The following is a 19,769-nucleotide window of genomic DNA, read 5'->3' on the forward strand; positions in this document are numbered from 1 at the left end:
CGGTTAGCTAATTCCCACAAACATGCAGCCCGAAGTGGCGCCGCGCAGGCGGGTGGCGGGCTTACGGCCGGCCTGCGCGGCCTCGACGGCGCGACGGACGCGTGCGACGGCGCGGCCAATCTCATCGGCCTCGAGCAGGGTTCCGTCGACCATGAGACGGCGCACGCCGGCGTCGAGCAGCTGTGGAACCTGCGGTGTGAGGTCGATGGGGTAGGCGTCGTACAGGCGCGAGCGGCCGTGGATGTCGGTACGCACCGGCATGACCTTTCCGTCGATATTCTTGAGCGACAGCTTGCGGGCGCGCAGACGGCAGTGGGCGCAATCGTGGATGCAGCCATTGGCCACCTGCAGGATGCAGTGCTCGCTCGTCATAACGCGCGGGCGGCCGAAAACGGTGATGCCCAGGGCCGCGGGCGCGGAGGTACCAAGCGAGATGATCTCGTCGAGCGTGATCTCGGGCGAGAGCCAAAACGCCCCGGCTCCGCGCTCGGCGAGTGCCTCCATGCAAGGCGTGTTGTGCACGGGCAGGCAAGAGCGAATCTCGGCCGTGGCACCAACCTGGGCGGCCAGGGCAAGCTCAGAGATGTTGCCAATAGCGACCGTGGCACCGGCAACGACCCACGGGTCGACGCGCGCGTGGTCGACGGCGCGGCAGACCTCATCGAGCACGGGAACAATACCCTGCTCAAACGCATCGGCGGGGGAGAGCTCGGCCGCATCGAGCGCGTCGGTGGTCATGTAGATGCGCGCGGCTCCCTCCGCGCGCGCTGCCTCGGCGGCCTCGAGCGAGGTGACGGTGGCGCAGATCTGAGGCTCATCGCGGTAGTGCTCGGGCGCGGGGCGGGAATCACTGGTGACAATCGCCGGCAGCTCGAGCGTGTGGGCGCGCTCCTCGTAAGGCGCCAAAATGGCCTCCTCGAGCGCCTTGCAAGCGGCGGCGCGAACCTTGTGCACAGCGGAGAAGCCCATGCCACAGCCCTCATCGAGCGCCACGTCAAAGCTCGCGGCCTCAAAGGGCGAGGAACCCATGCGGCCCACATGCTCCACCAGATCGGATGCCTCGACGGCGCGGGTCTTGGCGGCCTCGACGGTAAAGCCGGTGGCGGTGGCGGTGAGCGTGGGGTCGTCGCAGCAGGTGAGCGTGACGGTAAACGGCTCGCCCAGACGCGCCGCGACGGACACGTCTACGGCGCGGCGGCGTAGCACGTTGCGCTTGAGCGCAGCGCCGGCAGCGTCAATGGCGCGCTGACTGCGAATCACACGCACGCGGCAGCCCTCGGGCATACTACGGGGCACGCGGCACTCGATGATGTCGCCGGCGGCGGCATCATCGATAGCGATGGTGGTCAGGAATTGGTCGAGCTCATCGTCGTGACGAAGCTCCAACAGGTCGCCCTTGCCCACGGGCTCAAACAGCTCAATGCGGGCGATGGCGGCGCGGCGACGACGGTCGTCGGGTTTGAGCCCGCGCACGTCGCGGTTGGCCAGACGGCTGCCCAGCACCGTGCCCACAATCTGGCCGCGGTTGTTGGAGCGCTCGTAACTCATCATCTCGTCGCCCGAGGTGCCGTCCTGATAGGCGTGCGTAAAGTCGCGGTTAAAGCAGCGCTTGAGTTGGCGCTGGCGAGCGGCGTCCTCGTCCTTATCTACGACGGCCCCGGCCAGCATGTCATCGATCTGATGACGATACACATCGACGATGGAGTACACGTAATCGGGCGCCTTCATACGGCCCTCGAGCTTGAGCGATGCGGCGCCGGCGTCATACAGGCGGCGAACAAGCTGTGAAGTGTTGGTGTCGCGCGGGCATAGCGCGCGCTCGCGACCGGCGGGGGAGAGCGTGCGGCCGTTCTCGTCGATCAGCTCGTAGGGCAGACGGCAGGGCTGAGCGCACATGCCGCGGTTGGCCGAGCGCCCCGCCATGGCAAAGCTCGAGAGCAGGCACAGGCCCGAGTAGCAAAAGCAGATGGCGCCGTGGCTAAAGACCTCCAGGTCAACGTCGGGCGCGGCGTCGTGGATGGCGGCGATCTCGTCGATGGAAAGCTCGCGCGAGAGGGTCACGCGGTCGGCGCCCTGCTCGCGGCACCAGATGGTTCCACGGTCATCGTGGATGTTCGCTTGGGTCGAGATATGGGTCTCGATGCCGGGCATGGTGCGCTTGACCTCAAAGAACAGGCCCCAGTCCTGGATAATGAAGGCGTCGGCGCCCAGCGTGGAGCAGCGGTGGATGAGCTGCAGTGCATCGCTCATCTCGGACTGCTTGATGACGATGTTGACCGTGACGTAGACGCGCGAGCCGGCCAGGTGCGCGGCGCGGCAGGCCTGCTCAAAGGCCTTATCGGTAAAGTTGGTGGCCTTGCGGCGGGCGTTGAAGCTGCCCATGCCGCAGTAGATGGCGTCTGCCCCGGCGGCGAGCGCGGCGGCAAAGGGCTCCGGGCCTCCGGCGGGGGCCAGAAGCTCGGGCCTGCGGTTGGTGGTTCGGCTGGCGGTTGCGGTCATATCCTGCCTTTCAAAATGCTCAGATACTCAAAAGTATAGTGGCGCCGTCGCGATGGGCGATGCCCGCAGCCTAAGCAGGACAAAGTCTTCAGTAGCCTGGGCTGGCTGACCCCGTGGAGAACCGTTCAGCGGTTCGGGGAAACCGTTGGGCGATAAAATATTATCGCAATCTGATAATTATCTTGCATCTGGCAAAATCATCCCCTACTATCCCAATCAAGCGCGGTGTTCAGACCGAACTGTGCCTCCCGGTGCGAACGCCGCGCTCACGCTCTCTATTTGATCGTAAGGAGAAAAACATGAGCAAGACCGTCGTGTCTTCCGATAACGCGCCCGCAGCCATCGGCCCGTATTCTCCCGGTATCCAGACCGGCAACATGGTGTTCCTGTCCGGCCAGCTGGGCATCGATCCCGCGACCGGTAAGCTGCCCGAGGGCATCGAGGCCCAGGCCAAGCAGTCCCTCGCCAACGTCGAGGCCCTGCTGACCGCTGCCGGCGCTACGTTTGCCGATGTCGTCAAGACCACGGTCTACCTGGCTGACATCGCCGACTTTGCCGCCGTGAACGAGATTTATGCCTCCAAGTTTGAGGCCCCGTTCCCCGCGCGCAGCGCTTTCCAGGTTGCCGCTCTTCCGGCTGGCGGTCTGGTCGAGATCGAGGTCGTCGCCGCTCTCTAAGGCGTTGGCAACAACTAAACATGACATGCAAAAAGACCCTGCAGCGCGTGTGAGCTGCAGGGTCTTTTGTCACGTGACGGATCGCTTGCGGAGCCACCAAGGGCAGTCTTTTTGGGACGGGGCCATTTTAGCTACCCCTATATGCAGGATTGATTTTACTTGCGGCTCATCGAAATCGTGGGCAGAGGGAGGGTAGCTAAAATAGCCCCGTCCCAAAAAGACTGCCCGCGCTCCATTTTGCTCGTTAGCCCTCCTTGCGGACTTTTTGCAGGTAGCGGTAGACGCTGGGCTCCGAGATGCCCAGTGCGGTGGCAGCGCAGGCAACAGCGCCCTTGAGCATAAATACGCCGTTGCCGTTAAGGTGGCGAATAACGTCCACGCGATCGGCCTGCCCAAGCGAGGCGACATCCTGGCCGCGGCTTTCGAGCAATTCGGAAATGCTGTGGTCGATGAGCTCCTGTGTAGACTCCGAAAGAATTTCGACCTCGATAGACGCGGGCTCCGCCTGCCTTGGTGCAGCGTCGAAGCAGGCCATGAGCTGCTGAGCCATGGCGTTGATGGAGCGTACCGTGGAAAGATCGGTGTTGACGCAGAGCATGCCGACGATCTCGTTATCCTCGCGAATAAAGTACGTTGCGGATTCCAACGCCTTGCCACCAGCACCGCGCCCCTCGTAGCCCGTAATAAACGGCAGGTCGCGATACTTGGGATCGTGCATGATCTTGAGTGCCAGATCGGTGGCGGGACCGCCGACCTTGCGGCCGCTCACGATGCCGTTGCGGATATCGACGATGGCGTGGTCGGGATCCGAGAAATCGTGCAGCACGATTTCGCTGTTTTTGCCGAGTATCTGCTCCAGGAAATCGACCATCGGCAAAAAGCGACGTACAGTCTCGTTCACGGGCAACTCCTTTGGATGAAATCGGAAGTTTCATAACAATTTTTTCTCATGGTAACACGGTGTCTATTGACTCGTATATTCGCAGGTACATTGCGTAATACAGACGAACGGTAGGATTTTGGCGGTAAGCGGTCGACCAAAAGAAAAGTTAGATGTTATTTTGACCAGACACTTTCCTGACCTGCGGAAATGCGTTGTCTCAGCTGAAAAATAGTCTGATAACAAAAAATTATTATTGAGAATGAGAAAGAGCACCGACATCATTCAGGTGGCGCTCATTCTTTCGGCAATCGACACGGCCCTTCAGGCCTTCGCTCCTTTCCGTCGCATCGGCGGCGGCCTGCCCATCGTCATGGGCGTCTCGTTCGCGTTCCTGCCGGCCCTGCAGGCTATGGGTGCCTCGGGCTTTAGCTTTGGTGCGCTGCTGGGCGGCGAGATTGTCGGCGGTGCCGTCGCGGTCCTCTTTGGTCTGGCCTACAGCAAGATTAAGTGGCTGTTCCCGCCCGTCGTGACCGGTACGGTCATCTTCTCCATCGGCGTCTCGCTGTATCCCACGGCCGTCAAGTATATGGCCGGCGGTATGGGTACGCCGCTGTGGGGCACCCCGCAGGCCTGGTGCGTCGCTCTTATCACCTTCGCCGTGGTCTTCGCGCTTGCCAACTTTGGCAAGGGTACGTTCAAGCTGGGATCTGTGTTCTTTGGCATGATCGTTGGCATGATCGTCTCCATCCCCTTTGGCATGATCGACTTCTCTAGCGTCGCCACCGCTCAGGTCTTCGCCCTTCCCAAGCTCATGCCCTACGCACTCGAGTTTGATCCCGAGGTCTGCATTACCCTCGCCGTCGTGTTCCCCATGGTTGCCATCCAGGTTATCGGCGATGTCTCCGCCGCCTGCCTGGGCTCCATCGACCGCATGCCCACCGAGCGCGAGCTCTCCGGCGCTATCGTGTCTCAGGGCCTCACCTCTATGGTCGGCGGCCTGCTGGGCGGTCTTCCCACCAGCGCCCTTGGCCAGAACGTGGGCATCATCTGCTCCAACAAGGTCGTCAACAAGTGGGTCTTTGTGATCATCGCGTCCGTCTTTGCCATCGCCGGCCTGTTCCCGCAGCTTTCTGCCGTCCTTTCCGCTATCCCGCAGCCTGTCATCGGCGGCGCGACCGTCGGCGTCTTTGGCACCATCACCATGAACGGCGTGCGCATGTTCACCCGCGAGGGCCTTACGCAGCGCACCACCACCATCGTCGGTACCTCCGTCGTCTTTGGCCTGGGTATCTGGATGGCCAGCGGTTGCCTTGCCGGCGAGGGCATGCCCACCTGGGTGTCCACCGTCATCGGCTCCAATGCCGTAACCCCCACCGCCATCATGGCCATTGTCCTTAACCTGATCCTTCCGCAGACGCTGGTCGTGGCTCAGCACATCGATGCTGCCAAGGACGCTGCCGTGGATCTGGTCTTGCCCGAGAGCAAGAAGTAACCAATTTGGTGCTATTCGTCGGCGGACGCATCGCCTCGTCCGCCGACGCCATGCGGCGCCAAGCCGCACTTCAAAGGGTTTGTCCCGTGGGTAAAATAAGGCTGACGGCAGCCCAAGTGGTGAAGAGCTGGGCAGTGTCGTTGTTTAGATTAAGGGGTCGATGCCTTAACGGCGTCGACCCCTCTTTTTATGCTTCGGACGCTGCTTGAGTGCCTCGGAAAGTCCGATGAGCGCTGTGAGGAGCGAGACCAGAGCGGTCAGGAGCTTCCGGAACGGTCCGTGTGCGGTGGTGTACCGCCCCTTTTGCGTGCGCCGCTTGTCGAATTACGTTATAGCTAGCTATATTATCGGAAAGTATAATATAGCTAGCTATAACGTAAAGGAAGCTGAGGGTCCGTCCTGTGTTGTTGGTGACGGGGCTTTGCCCGATCGCGTGGTCTTTAGCATTTGCGGTTGAGTGCTCCGTGGATGTTGAGTGGTGGCTGGAGTAGAGCGACGAGTTGAGCGAACGCAGGAGCGGGCGCCGAGGCCTCGTTACTGAAAATTCATTTGTTAAACCTGGCAACCGTGGGTAGAATGAAGTCGACGGCAGCCCAAGGGTGATAGCTGGGCAGCGCCGTTGCTTTGATCAAGGGGTCAATGCCTTAACGGCGTCGACCCCTCTTGTTTTGCTTCGAACGCTGCTTGAGTGCCTCGGTAAGTCCGATAAGCGCCGTGAGGAGCGAGACCAAAGAGGTCAGGAGCTTCACGAAATCAATCAGATCGGTCATGGGCATCACCTCCCGTCGCATGGAGGGCGCTGCCCGGCGCATGGAACTGCCGTCAACAATAACTAGTCTATCAAACTGCAGCCATAAATACGAATATATGTTCGATAATAACAGCGATCTGACCATCTCAAAACGCAGCTTTACGCAAGGATGCCGGGTAGCCGCGCTGGGCGATTTCATGTCCGCACGAGCGCCTATCCTTACGGCAATGTAGCCGCCTATGTAGCAAGCGGCAGGCAACGGAGAGAGGCCATAACCGTGTCAGCTGAAAAGACGCCGGGTATCTCGGCTATCGATACGACAAACTTTGCGCGCCAGATCGTGCTGGACTTTGAGTTTGCGCCGGTGCCAAAGCAGCGCCAGCGCCGTGGACTGCGCAATGAGATTATCGAGGTCGGCGCCGTCAAGCTCGATTACCACGGCAACGTTATGGGCGAGTTCTCACAGTTTGTGCAGACGGAATTTACCGAAGGCGTTGCGTTTCCCGTCCGCGAGCTTACGGGGATATCGGCCGTGGATACCGCGATGGCCGATCCGCTCTATGTGGTGATCAAAAGGCTCAGCGATTGGATCGGCCGCTACTCCGCCCAGGTGGTTTGCTGGAGCGGGACGGACCGTCGACAGCTTTTGACCGAGTGCCAGGCAAAGCACATCGACCTTTCCGCATTTCCTACGGACTGGGCCGACCTGCAGGCGTTCTACACCTCGATCATGGACGTGGGCAGCCACGGGCGCGTCTCGTTGGGCGACGCGGCAACGTGGTTTGGCATCGAGTTCGACGAGTCGACGGGCCATGCCCACAGCGCCCTAGCCGATGCGCGCGTGACCGCCAAGCTGCTCAAGCAGGTGATGGACGGGGACTACCACGTGAGCCCGCGCGCCCAGGAAGTCCGCCAGCGGTGGGGGATGGGCGAGCGAGCCGAGACGTGTCTTTCTAGCAAGTGCCCCGAGCTGGGCGACCTGCTGCTGAAGCTGAAGGCGGAGGGGAGGTAGGGGGCACCCTCCGCCCATGCTGGTGCGGTGCCTTACTGCCTGGCAGTTCCTGATGTCGGCAGGTGGCTGCCGCAGTGGCCTATCACGATCAGCTGCGCCTCATTATCAAAACAAAAGTGCAGGTGGAATGGATTACGGCGGTTGCGACCGTTGCCCTTAAGTGCGCTGGCGAGGCTGCATAAGTTAGAAACCGATTGTGTCGGTTAACTTTGCTGGCGTTCTTTGCGCCATTCATGGGCATCCCAGAGGTATTCGACTAGTGTCGCCGAACTTCCTACAGCAAGTTTTGCGTGTCTTATGGTCAGCCCCTTGTAGCTGTCGGCTTTACCGTGACCTGTTCCATATGGGTTACGCAGCTCAGCAATACCGCCGGCGATGTTGCCGAGGCTGCTGAGGATGCGCTTCATGATCCCTCCCGCCGGAAGGTCAGCGTTAATATCGTCTGTCTCAATGCCGAGGCACTTCATCGTTTCCTTGACAAGCTGCGATACGCCCCAATTGCCCCCATAGTCTCTATTGTTCTCTTCAAGGATTGTCTTGCAACAACTTTCGATCAGTTCCTTGGACTTACCAATTGCTTCAGTTGGATTGGTCTCTCGTGATGAAAAGAGGGCATCGATTTGTTGACGCATGTAGTCGCTCGTGAAATGGGTCTCAAGTTCCTCACGTTGTGCGAGAACGGAAATGCCCGCCCGCTCTCGCCTCGCAACGGGCTTGCATTTTTCATAAAGAAAATGATGGTCCTTAGCGTCGCGGGCAGTGGAAGTGCCATCCATTTCGCTGGCGTATTCAGGCTGTGCCTCATAGTAATCAAACAGGTCGCATAGCAACTTTGTTCCGTACACATCAGATTCTTCTTCGATGTACTTGGTGAGAGATTTTCCTTTCGATAAGTCGTAATGAGCACAAAGTGCAACGCCAATGCTGCTTTTAGTAAAAGTGTCGAAGGAGCTTGTTGTGAAATTAAGAACATAGCCGCCACGGTTGAAGAGTCTGAGGAACAGCCCTTTTTCAATTTCGGTCATAGCCATTTTTCTCGCCTTGCAAAACACCTGATACTTTCTTGATGAGGCATTATAAGGAGACGATGCAAGCTTTCCCAGAGTGGGCGTCACCGCTCGTTGAATCGTGTGCAAGATTATCTGAACGAAAAGCTATTATGTGCAATCCTAGTAGCTCTCTTTTGAGCAGCTGTCTTCGCTTGCCCAGATGGGCCATATGCCTTGAAGCAGCCTCTCTCTGCCTCCTAACATCTCGAGAACCGTAATTGATCCACTATGGTTTCACTTCAATGATTGCTGTGTATGTCGCAGCGTACTCAATACAGTTCTTTTATTATGCTTTGCGTCGCGCGCTTCTACATGCTCTTTAATCTGCGCAAATAATCGTCCTGCTCCATTTTATTGGAGCCAATTGCATTGCCTGCTTATCTGCACCAGACGGCTATTTCCCTGTGCCCTTTGCTAGAATCGTAAGCACATTTGTATTGCATCATGCAATCGCGGAGGTTTCCATGAAGTACGCCGACCTTATCGACGGTGAGGCCACCCCGAGCGAGCTCAGAAGCTTCCTCGTGGACGGCGAGAACGTGGCAGTGACCATTCGCATTCCCAAGAACATGCGCGACGCCGCCAAGGAGGCGGCAGCTCTCAATGGCGTCAGCTTCACGTCCCTCGTGAAGACGAGCCTCATTGAGTATTTGTCCAAGAAGGAGAACTAACGATGGCAGATATCCGCAAGCTCGAGAGTGAGCTTTGGGAGGCGGCAGACGAATTGCGTGCCAACTCCAAGCTGACGAGCCAGCAGTACTGCATGCCGGTTTTGGGCCTCATCTTCCTGCGCTATGCATGGGGTCGTTTCAAGCGCGCCGACGAGCAGATCGAAGCTGAGCGTGCCGCCATCACGGGTCGCAAACCGCCCAAGCAGGCAGCGGACTACTCCGCCAAAGGCGCGATGTTCATCCCCGAGAAGGCCCGCTACGACTACTTACTCAACCTGCCCGACGGTGCCGACATCGGCAAGGCGGTCAACGAAGCCATGGCAAGTATCGCTGCCATTAACCCTTCGCTCGAGGGCGTCCTTCCCGACACCTACGCCGAACTTGGCAATGACCTGTTACGCAGCGTCATCCGCGTCTTCAACAACCCTGCCCTCGACGAGGAGGGTGATGATATCATCGGCCGCATCTATGAGTACTTCCTCGGCAAGTTTGCTCCTGCGGTGGCTAGCGACGATGGCGTTTTCTTCACGCCCAAGTCGCTCGTCCGTATGATCATGAACGTCATCGAGCCCTCGCGTGGCAAGATGCTCGATCCCGCTTGCGGCTCGGGTGGCATGTTCGTTTCTGCCAGCGACTATGTGCGCGAGCAGGGTGGCAACCCCGCCGAGACCATGATGTTCTACGGACAGGAGAAGGTCGACTACAACGCCAAGCTTTGCCTCATGAACATGGCTGTCCACGGCATGCAAGGTAACATTAAGTCGGGCGATGACGCCAACACCTTCTATAACGATGCCCATGCGCTCGACGGCAAGTGTGACTTTGTGGCCGCCAACCCGCCCTTTAACGTGGATAAGGTGAAGCACGCAAAGGCTCTGGACGCTGGGCGCCTGCCGCTTGGCGCGCCGAAGGCAAACAAGAAAGAGGAGGTGTCCGCAAGCGGCGCCAACTACCTCTGGATCAACTACTTCTACTCCTATCTCAAGGACACGGGGCGTGCGGGCTTCGTCATGGCGTCCTCTGCCACCGACTCCAACTCCGAGCGCGCCCAGCGTCGCAAGCTCGTGGAGACCGGCCACGTGGACGCGATGATCTACGTGGGCAACAACTTCTTCTACACCAAGAGCCTGCCGTGCACGCTGTGGTTCTTCGACAAAGGCAAGTCCGAGGAACTGCTCGATAAGGTCCTGTTCATCGACGCCCAACGCTATCACACTGCCGTTTCCACGACGCTCAACGAGTGGACGCCCTGGCAGCTGAAGAACCTCTCCGCCATCGTCTGGCTCTATCGCGGCGAAACGGGCAAGTACCACGATCTCATTGAGGCGTACAAGGACCGTGCGGCTGAGGTTGCGCCGCTGTTTGGTGGCGACGCGGCGGAGAAGCTCTTGGGTATCGACGGCGTCGAGGATTTCGCCATTGCGCACGAGGTGATGCTGGGGGCCATCGAGGCTCAGAAAGACGCCGCTAAGGCAGAAGTCGATGCCCTACCCAAGCGCGAGCAGAAAAAGCGCCGCGAGACCCTAACCGAGGTGACGGAGAGGATGGAGTCTGCGGCAATCGAGATTGGCGAGGCTGTATGGCTCACCGAGAAGTTTGGCGAGGGCGAGTACGCTGACGTGGCCGGCCTCTGCAAGGTAGCTAAACGCGCCGAGATCCGGGGCGACCAGTCTGCCGAGAAAAACTCCTGGAGCCTGACCCCGGGTGCCTACGTGGGCGTGCCGCCCGTCGAGGACGACGGTGTGGACTTCCATGAGCGCATGGCCGAGATTCACTCGGAGTTGCTGGAGCTGCAGCGCCAGAGCAATGGTCTCATGGCCGTCATCGACCACAACTTCCAGGAGCTGGGGCTATGAGTTGGCAAGAATCACCCCTGGGCGCGATTGCCGACACGCAGCTTGGCAAAATGCTGGACGCAAAGAAGAACGAGGGCGATTACCATCCCTATCTAGGAAACGACAATGTCCAGTGGGATGGTATCGACCTGTCTGAGGTCAAGGAAATGCGTTTCAAGGAATCCGAACTCTCGAAGTTTGCACTTAGGAGCGGCGATTTGCTTATCTGCGAGGGTGGAGATCCGGGTCGCTGCGCGATTTGGAATTCGGACGAGGAGATGTTCTACCAAAAGGCCCTTCATAGAGTCCGTGCTCATGAGGGCGAATTGGACAACTGGTACCTCTATTACTTTTTGGTTCACATCGGCTCGACCCAGGAAATCCGTCAGTACTACACGGGTGGTGCGACCATCAAACACCTTCCTGCAGCTGCGCTCAATCGAGTGAAGGTACGCTATCCGGACCTGTCTACGCAGAAGCGCATCGTTGGCGTGCTCTCTGCCTATGACGAGCTGATTGAGAACAACCGCAGACAGATTAAGCTCCTTGAGGAGGCCGCCCAGCGTCTCTACAAGGAGTGGTTCATCGACCTCAGGTTTCCCGGCCATGAGGCTGTGCGCATTGTCGACGGCCTCCCCGAGGGGTGGAAGAAAGGCAACCTACTCGATTGCGTTGATTTCTTCAGGGGGAAATCATATACATCCGACAATCTCGATGATTCGGGAAAGATGCGACTTGCCAATCTAAATAACATTGCGGCTTACGGTGGCTGGTCTTTTGGCGCTGAAAAGCCCTATAAAGGCGTCTATAAAGCCGACCAGTTGATTTCGTCTGGTGACGTAATTATGGCTGTTACTGATATGACGAAAGAGCGCCGTCTTGTTGGACATGTCGCACGAGTTCCGAAGCGGGCGGACGGCTTCTTGATGTCGATGGATTTAATTAAACTTGTCCCAAAGGGTGTAACTGCAAGCTATCTCTATGCCACTTTAAGGTTTAGCGGTGCGGCGGAAATGATAGCCACGCTTGCCAATGGCACGAATGTGCTCCATCTCAAGCCGGATACGTTGAGCCGCATCAGTTTTGTCAGCCCTGATTGCGAGACGCAGGAACGGTTCTCCATCGTCTCCGAATCGCTGTTTGCTATGTGTGAACATCTTGAACAGAAGGCCGCTTTGGCTCACGAGGCGCGCGACCGCCTGCTTCCCAAACTCATGTCCAGGGAAATCGAGGTGTAGCGATGGACTGCGAAAAGACGCTCGAGATGGGTCTCAACTTCGACCCTGTCAATTGGCCCAACCTATGTGAGGCTAACGACGTGATTCCGCTTGACTTGAAATATCGTCCGGCAGATGCCCTGACACGGAATGGGGGAAGGCAATGACTAGCCGTTACTCCGAGGAGGAAGCTGTCCAAAAGCCCGCGGGTGAGTTGCTGCGCTGTATGGGATGGGACGTCCACTATTGCTTCGACGATGAGGTTCTCGGCCCCTGTGGCACGCTGGGCCGCGACTCCTATAAGGATGTCCTTCTCAAGCGCGATCTCATGAACGCGTTGGTTGAACTGAACGAGCATCTCACCGAGGCGGAATGCGCCGAGGCTGCGGCAACCTTGGAGCAGGTCTTCGTCGGCGATTCGCTGCTCCAGACTAACGAGGCAAAGTATAAGATGCTTCGCGACGGCATACCGGTGAAGAAGGTTCAGGCCGATGGCTCCACGCGTACCGAGCTTGCACAGGCTTTCGACTTTGAACATCCAAAGATGAACCGCTTTGTGGTGGCAGAGGAGCTGTGGGTGAAGGGCCCCATGCATCGACGTCGCTGCGACCTGGTAGGCTTCGTCAACGGTGTGCCGCTGCTGTTTGTCGAATTCAAACGTCACGACAAGGACGTGTTGCGCGCGTACGAGGACAACTACACCGACTACCAGGACACCATTCCCCAGATTTTCTATTACAACGCCTTTGTGATGCTCTCCAACGGGCTGGAGTCCAAAATCGGAACGTTGGGCAGCTCCTATGAGTTCTTCGGTGAATGGAAACGCCTGAGTGAGGGCGACGCTGGCAGTGTTGCGCTCGAGACCATGCTGAGGGGCGTGTGCGCCAAAGAGACGCTGCTCGACCTCTTCCAGAACTTCATCCTGTTTGATCATTTCGACTCGCCGGCCGCCAAGATCCTGGCGCGCAATCACCAGTACCTGGGCGTGAACGAAGCCGTACGTGCATACTCTGAGCGTGAACTGCGCAATGGCAAGCTCGGCGTCTTCTGGCACACGCAGGGCTCGGGCAAGAGCTACTCGATGGTTTTCTTGGCCGAGAAGATTCGTCGAACGCAATCGGGGTCTCCGACGTTTCTAGTGCTCACAGACCGCGATGAGCTAAACAAGCAAATTAGTGAGACGTTCGAAAGCTGCGGCTGCCTGGCGGGTATCCCCGCCGAGCGCTGCCGTGCCACGAGCGGCAAGGACCTGGTGGAGAAGCTCAAGGGTAATCCGAGCTATATTTTCTCGCTTATCCAGAAGTTCAACCAGCCTGACGCCGAGCCCATCGTGCCCGACCACGATATCGTCGTGCTCTCCGACGAGGCGCACCGGTCCAATAACGGCATCTTCGCCGAGAACATGGTGAAGCTACTGCCAACGGCGTCGCGCCTGGGCTTTACGGGAACACCAATTCTTGCTTACGACAACCTAACGTCCAGGACCTTTGGCGGCTATGTTTCAGTCTACGACTTCAAGCGCGCCGTCGAGGACGGTGCCACAGTACCGCTCTTCTATGAGAACCGTAGCGACCAGCTCGGCATCGAGAATCCGGAGATCAACGACGAGCTGCTCCAAGCCGTTGAAGATGCTGACCTCGACGCCGACCAGACCGAGAAGGTGCAGGCCCAGCTCAATCACGGCGTTCATATCATCATGGCCGAGCCGCGCCTGAGGGCCGTGGCCCGCGACTTCGTCTCCCATTACACGAACATATGGGAGTCGGGTAAGGCCATGTTCATCTGCGTGAACAAGGTTACCTGCGTGATGATGTACAACTACGTGCAGGAGTATTGGGCCGAGGCGCTCGACGAGGAGCGCGCAAAGCTTGCCGGCATGGACCAGCAGCAGGCCATGGAGCAGCGCCGTAAAATCGCCTGGATGGAATCCACCGAGATGGCGGTCGTGGTGAGCCAGGAGCAGAACGAGATCGATCGTTTTCGCAAGTGGGGACTCGACATAGTGCCACATCGCCAGAAGATGGAGGAGCGCCAGCTAGACGACGAGTTCAAGGATGCCAACAATCCGTTCCGTATCGTCTTCGTATGCGCCATGTGGCTTACCGGCTTCGATGTGAAGTCGCTCTCTGCCATGTACTTCGACAAGCCACTCAAGGCCCATAGTCTCATGCAGGCTATCGCACGCGCCAACCGCGTGAGCAAGGGCAAGAGCAACGGCCTCATCATCGACTATGTCGGCGTCGTGAAGGCCCTGAGGAAGGCCCTGGCCGATTATACCGAGAACCCCGATGACGGACACGGAGTCGATCCGGTGGTCGACAAAGACGAGCTACTTGCGAAGATTTCTGAACTTACGGACGACGCTGTCTCGTTCGTGTCGTCACTGGGCTACGAGCTCGAATCCCTACTGACAGCAGAGGGCTTCGACAAGGTTGCAGAGATCAAGAACGCCGCAGACTGCGTCTCGCAGTGCGACGAGGCAAAGAAACGTTACGGTGTCATGTGCCGTGAGCTGTTCACCCTGTACAAATACGTGAGCCGACGCGAGGTGGGCGAGGAACTGCTGGCCAAGCGCGACGCCCTGCGCGCCGTCTTCAACCACATCAATGCTCACAGGGCCAGTGCTGACACAACCGAGCTCATGGTCCAGCTGCAGGGCATCGTGAGCGAACATGTGGTGGTCAGCGAGGCCGCCGAGGGGCTCAAAACTGCTACCAAGTTCGATATCAGTAGTATCGACTTCAACAGGCTTTCGCAGGAGTTTGCCAGGGCCAAGCGCAAACACCTCATCATTGACGACCTGCGTTCTGTCATAGAAGGGCGCCTTGAGACCGCGCTGAGGGGCAATCCCAGACGCATCGACTACTTCGAACGCTACGAGCGGATTATCGAGAGCTACAACTCCGAGCAGGACAAGGCGATGATCGAGAAGACGTTCAACGACCTCATCAACCTCTCTCGCGATCTCGATGACAAGCAGAGGGAGTATGTGCGCGAAGGCTTCCAGAATCAACAGCAGATGACGGTATTCGAGATGCTGTTCAAGGACACATTGACGCCTGCTGAGATCAAGCAGGTCAAGAACGTAGCCATAGAGATGGTTTCCATCATCGAAGAACGGCTTACCAACATGGTGCGCTGGACGGAGAAGACTGAGACTCGCGACATTGTGAGGCTTATCGTGCGCGACGAGGTATACAAGCTTCCTGAGTCTAGTTATCCCGATGAAGCATTGCCCGGATGTATTGAGGAGATATTTAACTACTTCTATGGCATGGACCGCGCGGCATAGTTGTTGGAGGATGCAATGACGATTGGCTTGCAAAAGTGTTTAGATAACCGCGAAGGCTTTCTCGTTACGGGAACTCATGACGAGCTGGCCGAGCTCGTATTCTCAGATGAGTCGGATGAGTACGCCTTTGTGGGCGCTCGCGGTTTCTTTGACACCGGCAAGAAGCGCAGTCTTATTCCGGATGGTTACATCCTGCGCGGCGCCTTTGAGCTCGGGGACATCTTGTCTGGGACCTCGCTTTTTCTCATGCTTTATGTTTTCGCACGACCCGGCTTCGGAGAGTGTCGATTTTCGACGCTCAAGCTCAAGAAACCGCTTGTCGCCAAGGCACGTGGCTCGCGCAGGACTGACAATCTCTGCAAGATTCCGGCCGATCGATTCAGCGACGATTATCTCGCATATCTTCGGGCGGTCGAAGATTATGCAAATGGAGGGACTCCCGACTGCCCGTCTAAGTGTGGAGCTTTTTTCGGTATGCCTCCAAGCGAACTTATAGAAGGAAGATTTACCCCCGCGTTCTATTCTCCTCGAAATCGTAAGATACGTAGCACGCTTGCGAGTTCAAAGACCGTAGAGCTTTCGGAAGTCGCCAACATTCTTATGCCGCGAAAGGTTACTGACGCCGCCAGAAACGTCTTGGTTCTCAGGCCAAGAAACATTAGATTCCCAGTTGATCTTGACTCATTGGAGCGGGGCGAGGCAACAACGGTGCCCCTGCGCAAGGGTGATATTGTCATGTGCCTCATTGGCGAGGAGAATCACGCCATCGTCTTTGACCGCGATGGGCAAGAGCCCGTTTATGCGGGCACGAGCATGGCTGTTATTCGTGCCAACGGGATATCTCCGGAGTACCTCTGCTTCTACCTTTCCAGCGATATCGCAAAGCAGGCCCTGTCATCGTTGGCAGGTGGCGTCATCATGAAGCGTCTAGCGCTTCGCGACCTCAGTGTTTTTCCCGTTGTCGAACCATCGATGGACGAGCAGTACTATCTCACCGAATATGCCATCCTGTCCGGACGTGCTCCGAGGAACTACCAAGACCTCGAAGGCCTAAAGGGTGCGGAACCGTCTGCGGCGGAAGAGATCCTTAACGCCGAAATCGCCGATAGGATTCAGGCATATAACGAGGAACAGTTACGCACTTTCCTTTCCTCGGACATCCGTGAGCTAAATACTTGTTTTTCGCACGGCGCTTATAAGGCGGCAATCATCCTTGCCGGCTCCATTCTTGAGGCGGTTCTTATCGACTGGATTTCCGAAATCAAGCACGTTAACTACTTTGTGGAAAAGTATATGGTGCGGGACAGGAAGAGCGGCAGGATGAAACCCGCGGCCCTTATCGACTACATCAACGAGATTAAGTATCTGGAGAGGCCTCGTTGGATGAAGGAGGCGGACATGGCTCACCAGATTCGCAAGAAGAGGAATCTGGTCCATGCGAAACTTTGCATCGCGGCGGATGAGGTGAACGAAGAAACCGCGCGTATGGTTATCGAGTATCTCGACAAGGTTCTTCGAACCAGAGGGGCACACTGTCTAGGCTGATTTTGCTGAACTACACTCTCTCGTACCAAGCATTCAACCATCTCTCATCAGCCCTTCCAAGCCGCATGTCGCTCGAAATGTCGACGCAATCGTTGCTGGGTGCCGGTACTTCGGCAATCAGGTCGCGGAAGGCGGGCATGTCGTGATTGGCGAGCCATCGGCCGTTGCATATGCCGTTGTGGTTGCCCAGTTTAGATCACTGACACCGTGTGGCCTATGTGGCCGCGCGCGACGGTGGCTAAGGGCTGCGGTATTGTCGTTTTGGCGACATTGGGGTGCGCAAGTCTATTTCCGCCCGTCTACACCCTCGCAATCCCGCGCGCAGCACTCAGCAGCTCGTACTCCCTCTCGCTCCACTGGCGCAGCTCGGCAGCCTCGATGGCGTCGCGGCACAGGTCCAGGAACACCTCGGCGCTCTCGCAGAAGCACTCGCGGGCAAAGGCGCCGGATCCGTCCGCAACGCACATGCCGTCTGCAAACAACTTCCAACTCGACGGCTCGCACGAGTCATCTCCGAGCAACTTGATCTGCAACACATGTGGATTGCCGGCGGCGCAGAGCTCTTCCTCGAGCTTCTGTACCGTAAAGCGCATCTGGTGGGAGAGGCTGCTCTTGACCATGGCCGAGGCATAGCCGCTCGGCTTGTCCAGAAGATGCATTCGTTTTGGCTTGGCTGCCAGGTTGTGGAAGTCGCGCTCGCTGCGCACGGAGAAATTGTCCATACGGACTCCTTTCATCGATGTTGGCAGGGCCACCGTGCCTCTTGGCCGGTTGGCGTCGGGATCGTGGAGCCAACTCTCTACCCCGACTCTGGATAAAACGCGCCCGCTCCTTGCGGGCACGATGGAGTCTATCAGCGCGCGCGGACACAAATCAAGCGCGCCTGCGAAATGATGTGCAGACGGCGCTTGATTACGCGGCAATTATTCGGCCAACATTCGGAAAAGTGTCGAAATCAGCCGTAAGAAAGTACGGAAAAATGTCGGAATCGGCACCTCAAAAGTACGGAAAAGTGTCGAATCTGACGGTCTCAACATTCGGAAAAGTGTAACCGGATAACAAAACAGCACGTAGAAGCTGGTGCTACATATGGACGTTTCAGCCGCCCTCAGCCCTCGCTACTCGTCCCCGTCGTTGGGGTCGCCCTTGAGGTTGTTGACGTCGAGGTAGTCGTTGCTCTCGTCCTCTTTTTGCTGCGTTGCCGATTCGGACTCGACGGGGCTGCGGAACAGCTGGAATCCCTCAAACGCAATGACGCCAAGTAGCACCACGACAATCGCTATAAAGATAATCTTTGCCACTGGATTGAAATCCAAAAAGCGCGGCGCCTCTTCCGCGGCGTAGTAGTCGCCATAATAATCGTCGTTGTCAGTGTGGCTATCGGTGTATGAGGATGTGGGCATAGCTTGCGCGTGGTCGTCCGGCTCGTATTCGGAAGCGGACGCAGCGACAAGTGGATTTACCGGCTCGCCGAGCGTCGGCGCGCCGGCAGATGTTTCGTCCAGATCGGCATCAGCCCAGGAATCGAAGGCGAGCTGACGGGTCGCAAAGTCGTCGAGATCTGCAACGCGCGGTTCGGGCGCAAGATGCTGCGCCGCGGCGATAAACGATGCCGTCTCGGAAGGATCGCCTGCCGAATGGGTTTTGCCGCTCATGGGCTCGTCGGCGGTCCAGGGGCGATCGCTCATCACGTCGTCGAGGCTCAACGCAAACAGATCGTCTTCGCCCTCGTCAAACGCGCGTTTCGCATGCCTGGCGGCAGAAGCGAAGCCTCCACGGCCGTTGCGCGATGCGTTGCTCGACCCCATCTTGTTCCATCCTTTCGAACTGTCTCGTCCTTCGATTATATGGAACTTGCCTTGCGGCCGAGTCTTGGATTCGTGCATTCCAGAACTCACGCCCAAAAAGGGGGGCGCAGGCGCGCTGACTATTTTTCGCCGGCGGCAGCCTTTGCCTCGTTGAGGTAGCTATAGAAGCTGTACTTAGAGATGCCAAAGAACTCGCAGGCACGCTCGCTCGACTTGGAAATGAGGAAGGCGCCGCGACGATCGAGGTAGCCAATGGCGCGAATGCGCTCATCTTTGGTCATAAGGGCTGCGGGCTTGCCCACGTATTGCTCGCACTCGCGCAGCAGATCTTCGAGCAAGTCGCCGATGGTTTTGGTAATGGGCTCGGGCTCGGTGTAGCCCGTGCCGTCGGTGCCGGTAAAGGCATCGAGCGAGCGCTCAAAAGCTTTCATGAGCGTAATGTCAAAGTTAATGCCCAAAATGCCGACGGGCTTGCCCTCGTCGTTGCGGATAAAGATGGTCGAGGACTTAAGCAGCTTGCCATCGGCGGTTTTGGTGAGGTATGGCTCGCGGTCGTGCACGTCGGTGGTGTCCTCGTGCATGGACTCAAACACAATATGGCTGGGACCGTCACCCAGTTTGCGTCCGCTTACATGGCCGTTTTCGATCACTACGATGGAGTGATCCACGTCCTCGGTCTCCAGGTCGTGGACGACGACTTCGCAGTTGGGGCCAAACTGGAGCGCCAGGCCGTGTGCAAGGCGCTTATAAAACTCAATCTGTGCGGGGGTCATCGGTGCCTTCCTAAAAATTAGTTTGGGCACACTTTGCCATAAACCCCACTTGTTCGCAAATAACGAAAGTGCCGCTGCGTTATGAGCGCAACGCCGTCCGTTGGTTTCAGGTCTAAAGCCGGGTTGAGGTAAGCCATGTAAAGGGGGCGCTCTGCCAACCGGCGGGATGCCCCCTTTTTGCATCGTGGGCGTGCGGGATAAGCGCTTTCGATGTAGATGCCCCGCGACGCGCGTTATGGGTACGATGGCTTCAGGGGAGGTATCG

15 protein-coding genes and 1 riboswitch are annotated in these 19,769 nt (G+C 57.8%); of the genes, 8 read left to right on the forward strand and 7 right to left on the reverse strand.

What is annotated here, in order from left to right:
- Positions 1-3 precede the first annotated feature (3 nt).
- Complete coding sequence (locus tag ACTQ0H_RS03955; RefSeq protein ID WP_441537911.1) at positions 4-2,499, reverse strand: DUF3656 domain-containing U32 family peptidase; 2,496 nt, start codon at positions 2,497-2,499, stop codon at positions 4-6.
- 299 nt (positions 2,500-2,798) lie between these two features.
- Between ACTQ0H_RS03955 and ACTQ0H_RS03960 the strand changes: the two genes are divergently transcribed.
- Complete coding sequence (locus tag ACTQ0H_RS03960) at positions 2,799-3,176, forward strand: RidA family protein (protein WP_152077077.1); 378 nt, start codon at positions 2,799-2,801, stop codon at positions 3,174-3,176.
- Between the two features lie 244 nt (positions 3,177-3,420).
- Here ACTQ0H_RS03960 and ACTQ0H_RS03965 read toward each other — a convergent pair whose 3' ends face one another.
- Entirely contained in the window at positions 3,421-4,077 is a 657-nt protein-coding gene (locus tag ACTQ0H_RS03965; protein ID WP_441537912.1) for a helix-turn-helix transcriptional regulator, read from the reverse strand.
- Positions 4,078-4,318: 241 nt separating this feature from the next.
- On the opposite strand from ACTQ0H_RS03965, the gene ACTQ0H_RS03970 reads away from it, so the two are divergent.
- Positions 4,319-5,551, forward strand: a complete 1,233-nt coding sequence (locus tag ACTQ0H_RS03970) for a uracil-xanthine permease family protein (RefSeq protein ID WP_441537913.1) — start codon at positions 4,319-4,321, stop codon at positions 5,549-5,551.
- A 644-nt stretch (positions 5,552-6,195) separates the two neighbouring features.
- On the opposite strand, the gene ACTQ0H_RS03975 is transcribed toward ACTQ0H_RS03970, so the two are convergent.
- Positions 6,196-6,321 carry a hypothetical protein gene (locus ACTQ0H_RS03975; protein ID WP_441537914.1) on the reverse strand — a complete coding sequence of 42 codons (126 nt, stop codon included), beginning with the start codon at positions 6,319-6,321 and terminating at the stop codon, positions 6,196-6,198.
- A gap of 258 nt (positions 6,322-6,579) precedes the next feature.
- On the opposite strand from ACTQ0H_RS03975, the gene ACTQ0H_RS03980 reads away from it, so the two are divergent.
- Entirely contained in the window at positions 6,580-7,314 is a 735-nt protein-coding gene (locus ACTQ0H_RS03980; protein WP_441537915.1) for an exonuclease domain-containing protein, read from the forward strand.
- A gap of 203 nt (positions 7,315-7,517) precedes the next feature.
- Here ACTQ0H_RS03980 and ACTQ0H_RS03985 read toward each other — a convergent pair whose 3' ends face one another.
- Entirely contained in the window at positions 7,518-8,345 is an 828-nt protein-coding gene (locus tag ACTQ0H_RS03985) for an abortive infection family protein (RefSeq protein WP_441537916.1), read from the reverse strand.
- A gap of 482 nt (positions 8,346-8,827) precedes the next feature.
- Between ACTQ0H_RS03985 and ACTQ0H_RS03990 the strand changes: the two genes are divergently transcribed.
- From ACTQ0H_RS03990 to ACTQ0H_RS04010, 5 genes are all read left to right on the forward strand, one after another.
- Positions 8,828-9,034, forward strand: a complete 207-nt coding sequence (locus ACTQ0H_RS03990; protein ID WP_270225392.1) for a hypothetical protein — start codon at positions 8,828-8,830, stop codon at positions 9,032-9,034.
- Positions 9,035-9,036: 2 nt separating this feature from the next.
- A complete protein-coding gene (locus ACTQ0H_RS03995; protein WP_441547851.1) occupies positions 9,037-10,890 on the forward strand; it encodes a type I restriction-modification system subunit M in 1,854 nt (617 codons plus the stop codon).
- Positions 10,887-12,107, forward strand: coding sequence for a restriction endonuclease subunit S (locus ACTQ0H_RS04000; protein WP_441537918.1), 1,221 nt, complete (start codon positions 10,887-10,889; stop codon positions 12,105-12,107). The genes ACTQ0H_RS03995 and ACTQ0H_RS04000 overlap by 4 nt, the downstream gene beginning before the upstream one ends.
- 142 nt (positions 12,108-12,249) lie before the next feature.
- Positions 12,250-15,378, forward strand: coding sequence for a type I restriction endonuclease subunit R (locus ACTQ0H_RS04005; protein ID WP_441537919.1), 3,129 nt, complete (start codon positions 12,250-12,252; stop codon positions 15,376-15,378).
- Positions 15,379-15,393: 15 nt separating this feature from the next.
- The gene (locus ACTQ0H_RS04010; protein ID WP_441537920.1) at positions 15,394-16,923 is read left to right on the forward strand and encodes a hypothetical protein; all 1,530 of its coding nucleotides are present in this window, start codon (positions 15,394-15,396) and stop codon (positions 16,921-16,923) included.
- 299 nt (positions 16,924-17,222) lie between these two features.
- On the opposite strand, the gene ACTQ0H_RS04015 is transcribed toward ACTQ0H_RS04010, so the two are convergent.
- From ACTQ0H_RS04015 to ACTQ0H_RS04025, 3 genes are all read right to left on the reverse strand, one after another.
- Positions 17,223-17,645, reverse strand: coding sequence for a hypothetical protein (locus ACTQ0H_RS04015; RefSeq protein ID WP_441537921.1), 423 nt, complete (start codon positions 17,643-17,645; stop codon positions 17,223-17,225).
- A gap of 8 nt (positions 17,646-17,653) precedes the next feature.
- Positions 17,654-17,744, reverse strand: a riboswitch (SAM riboswitch).
- A gap of 297 nt (positions 17,745-18,041) precedes the next feature.
- The gene (locus ACTQ0H_RS04020) at positions 18,042-18,731 is read right to left on the reverse strand and encodes a hypothetical protein (protein ID WP_441537922.1); all 690 of its coding nucleotides are present in this window, start codon (positions 18,729-18,731) and stop codon (positions 18,042-18,044) included.
- A gap of 119 nt (positions 18,732-18,850) precedes the next feature.
- Complete coding sequence (locus ACTQ0H_RS04025) at positions 18,851-19,504, reverse strand: helix-turn-helix transcriptional regulator (protein ID WP_441537923.1); 654 nt, start codon at positions 19,502-19,504, stop codon at positions 18,851-18,853.
- Positions 19,505-19,769: the final 265 nt, after the last annotated feature.

The sequence above is a fragment of the Collinsella sp. LCP21S3_A3 genome, assembly GCF_052118905.1.
Taxonomy (GTDB): domain Bacteria; phylum Actinomycetota; class Coriobacteriia; order Coriobacteriales; family Coriobacteriaceae; genus Collinsella.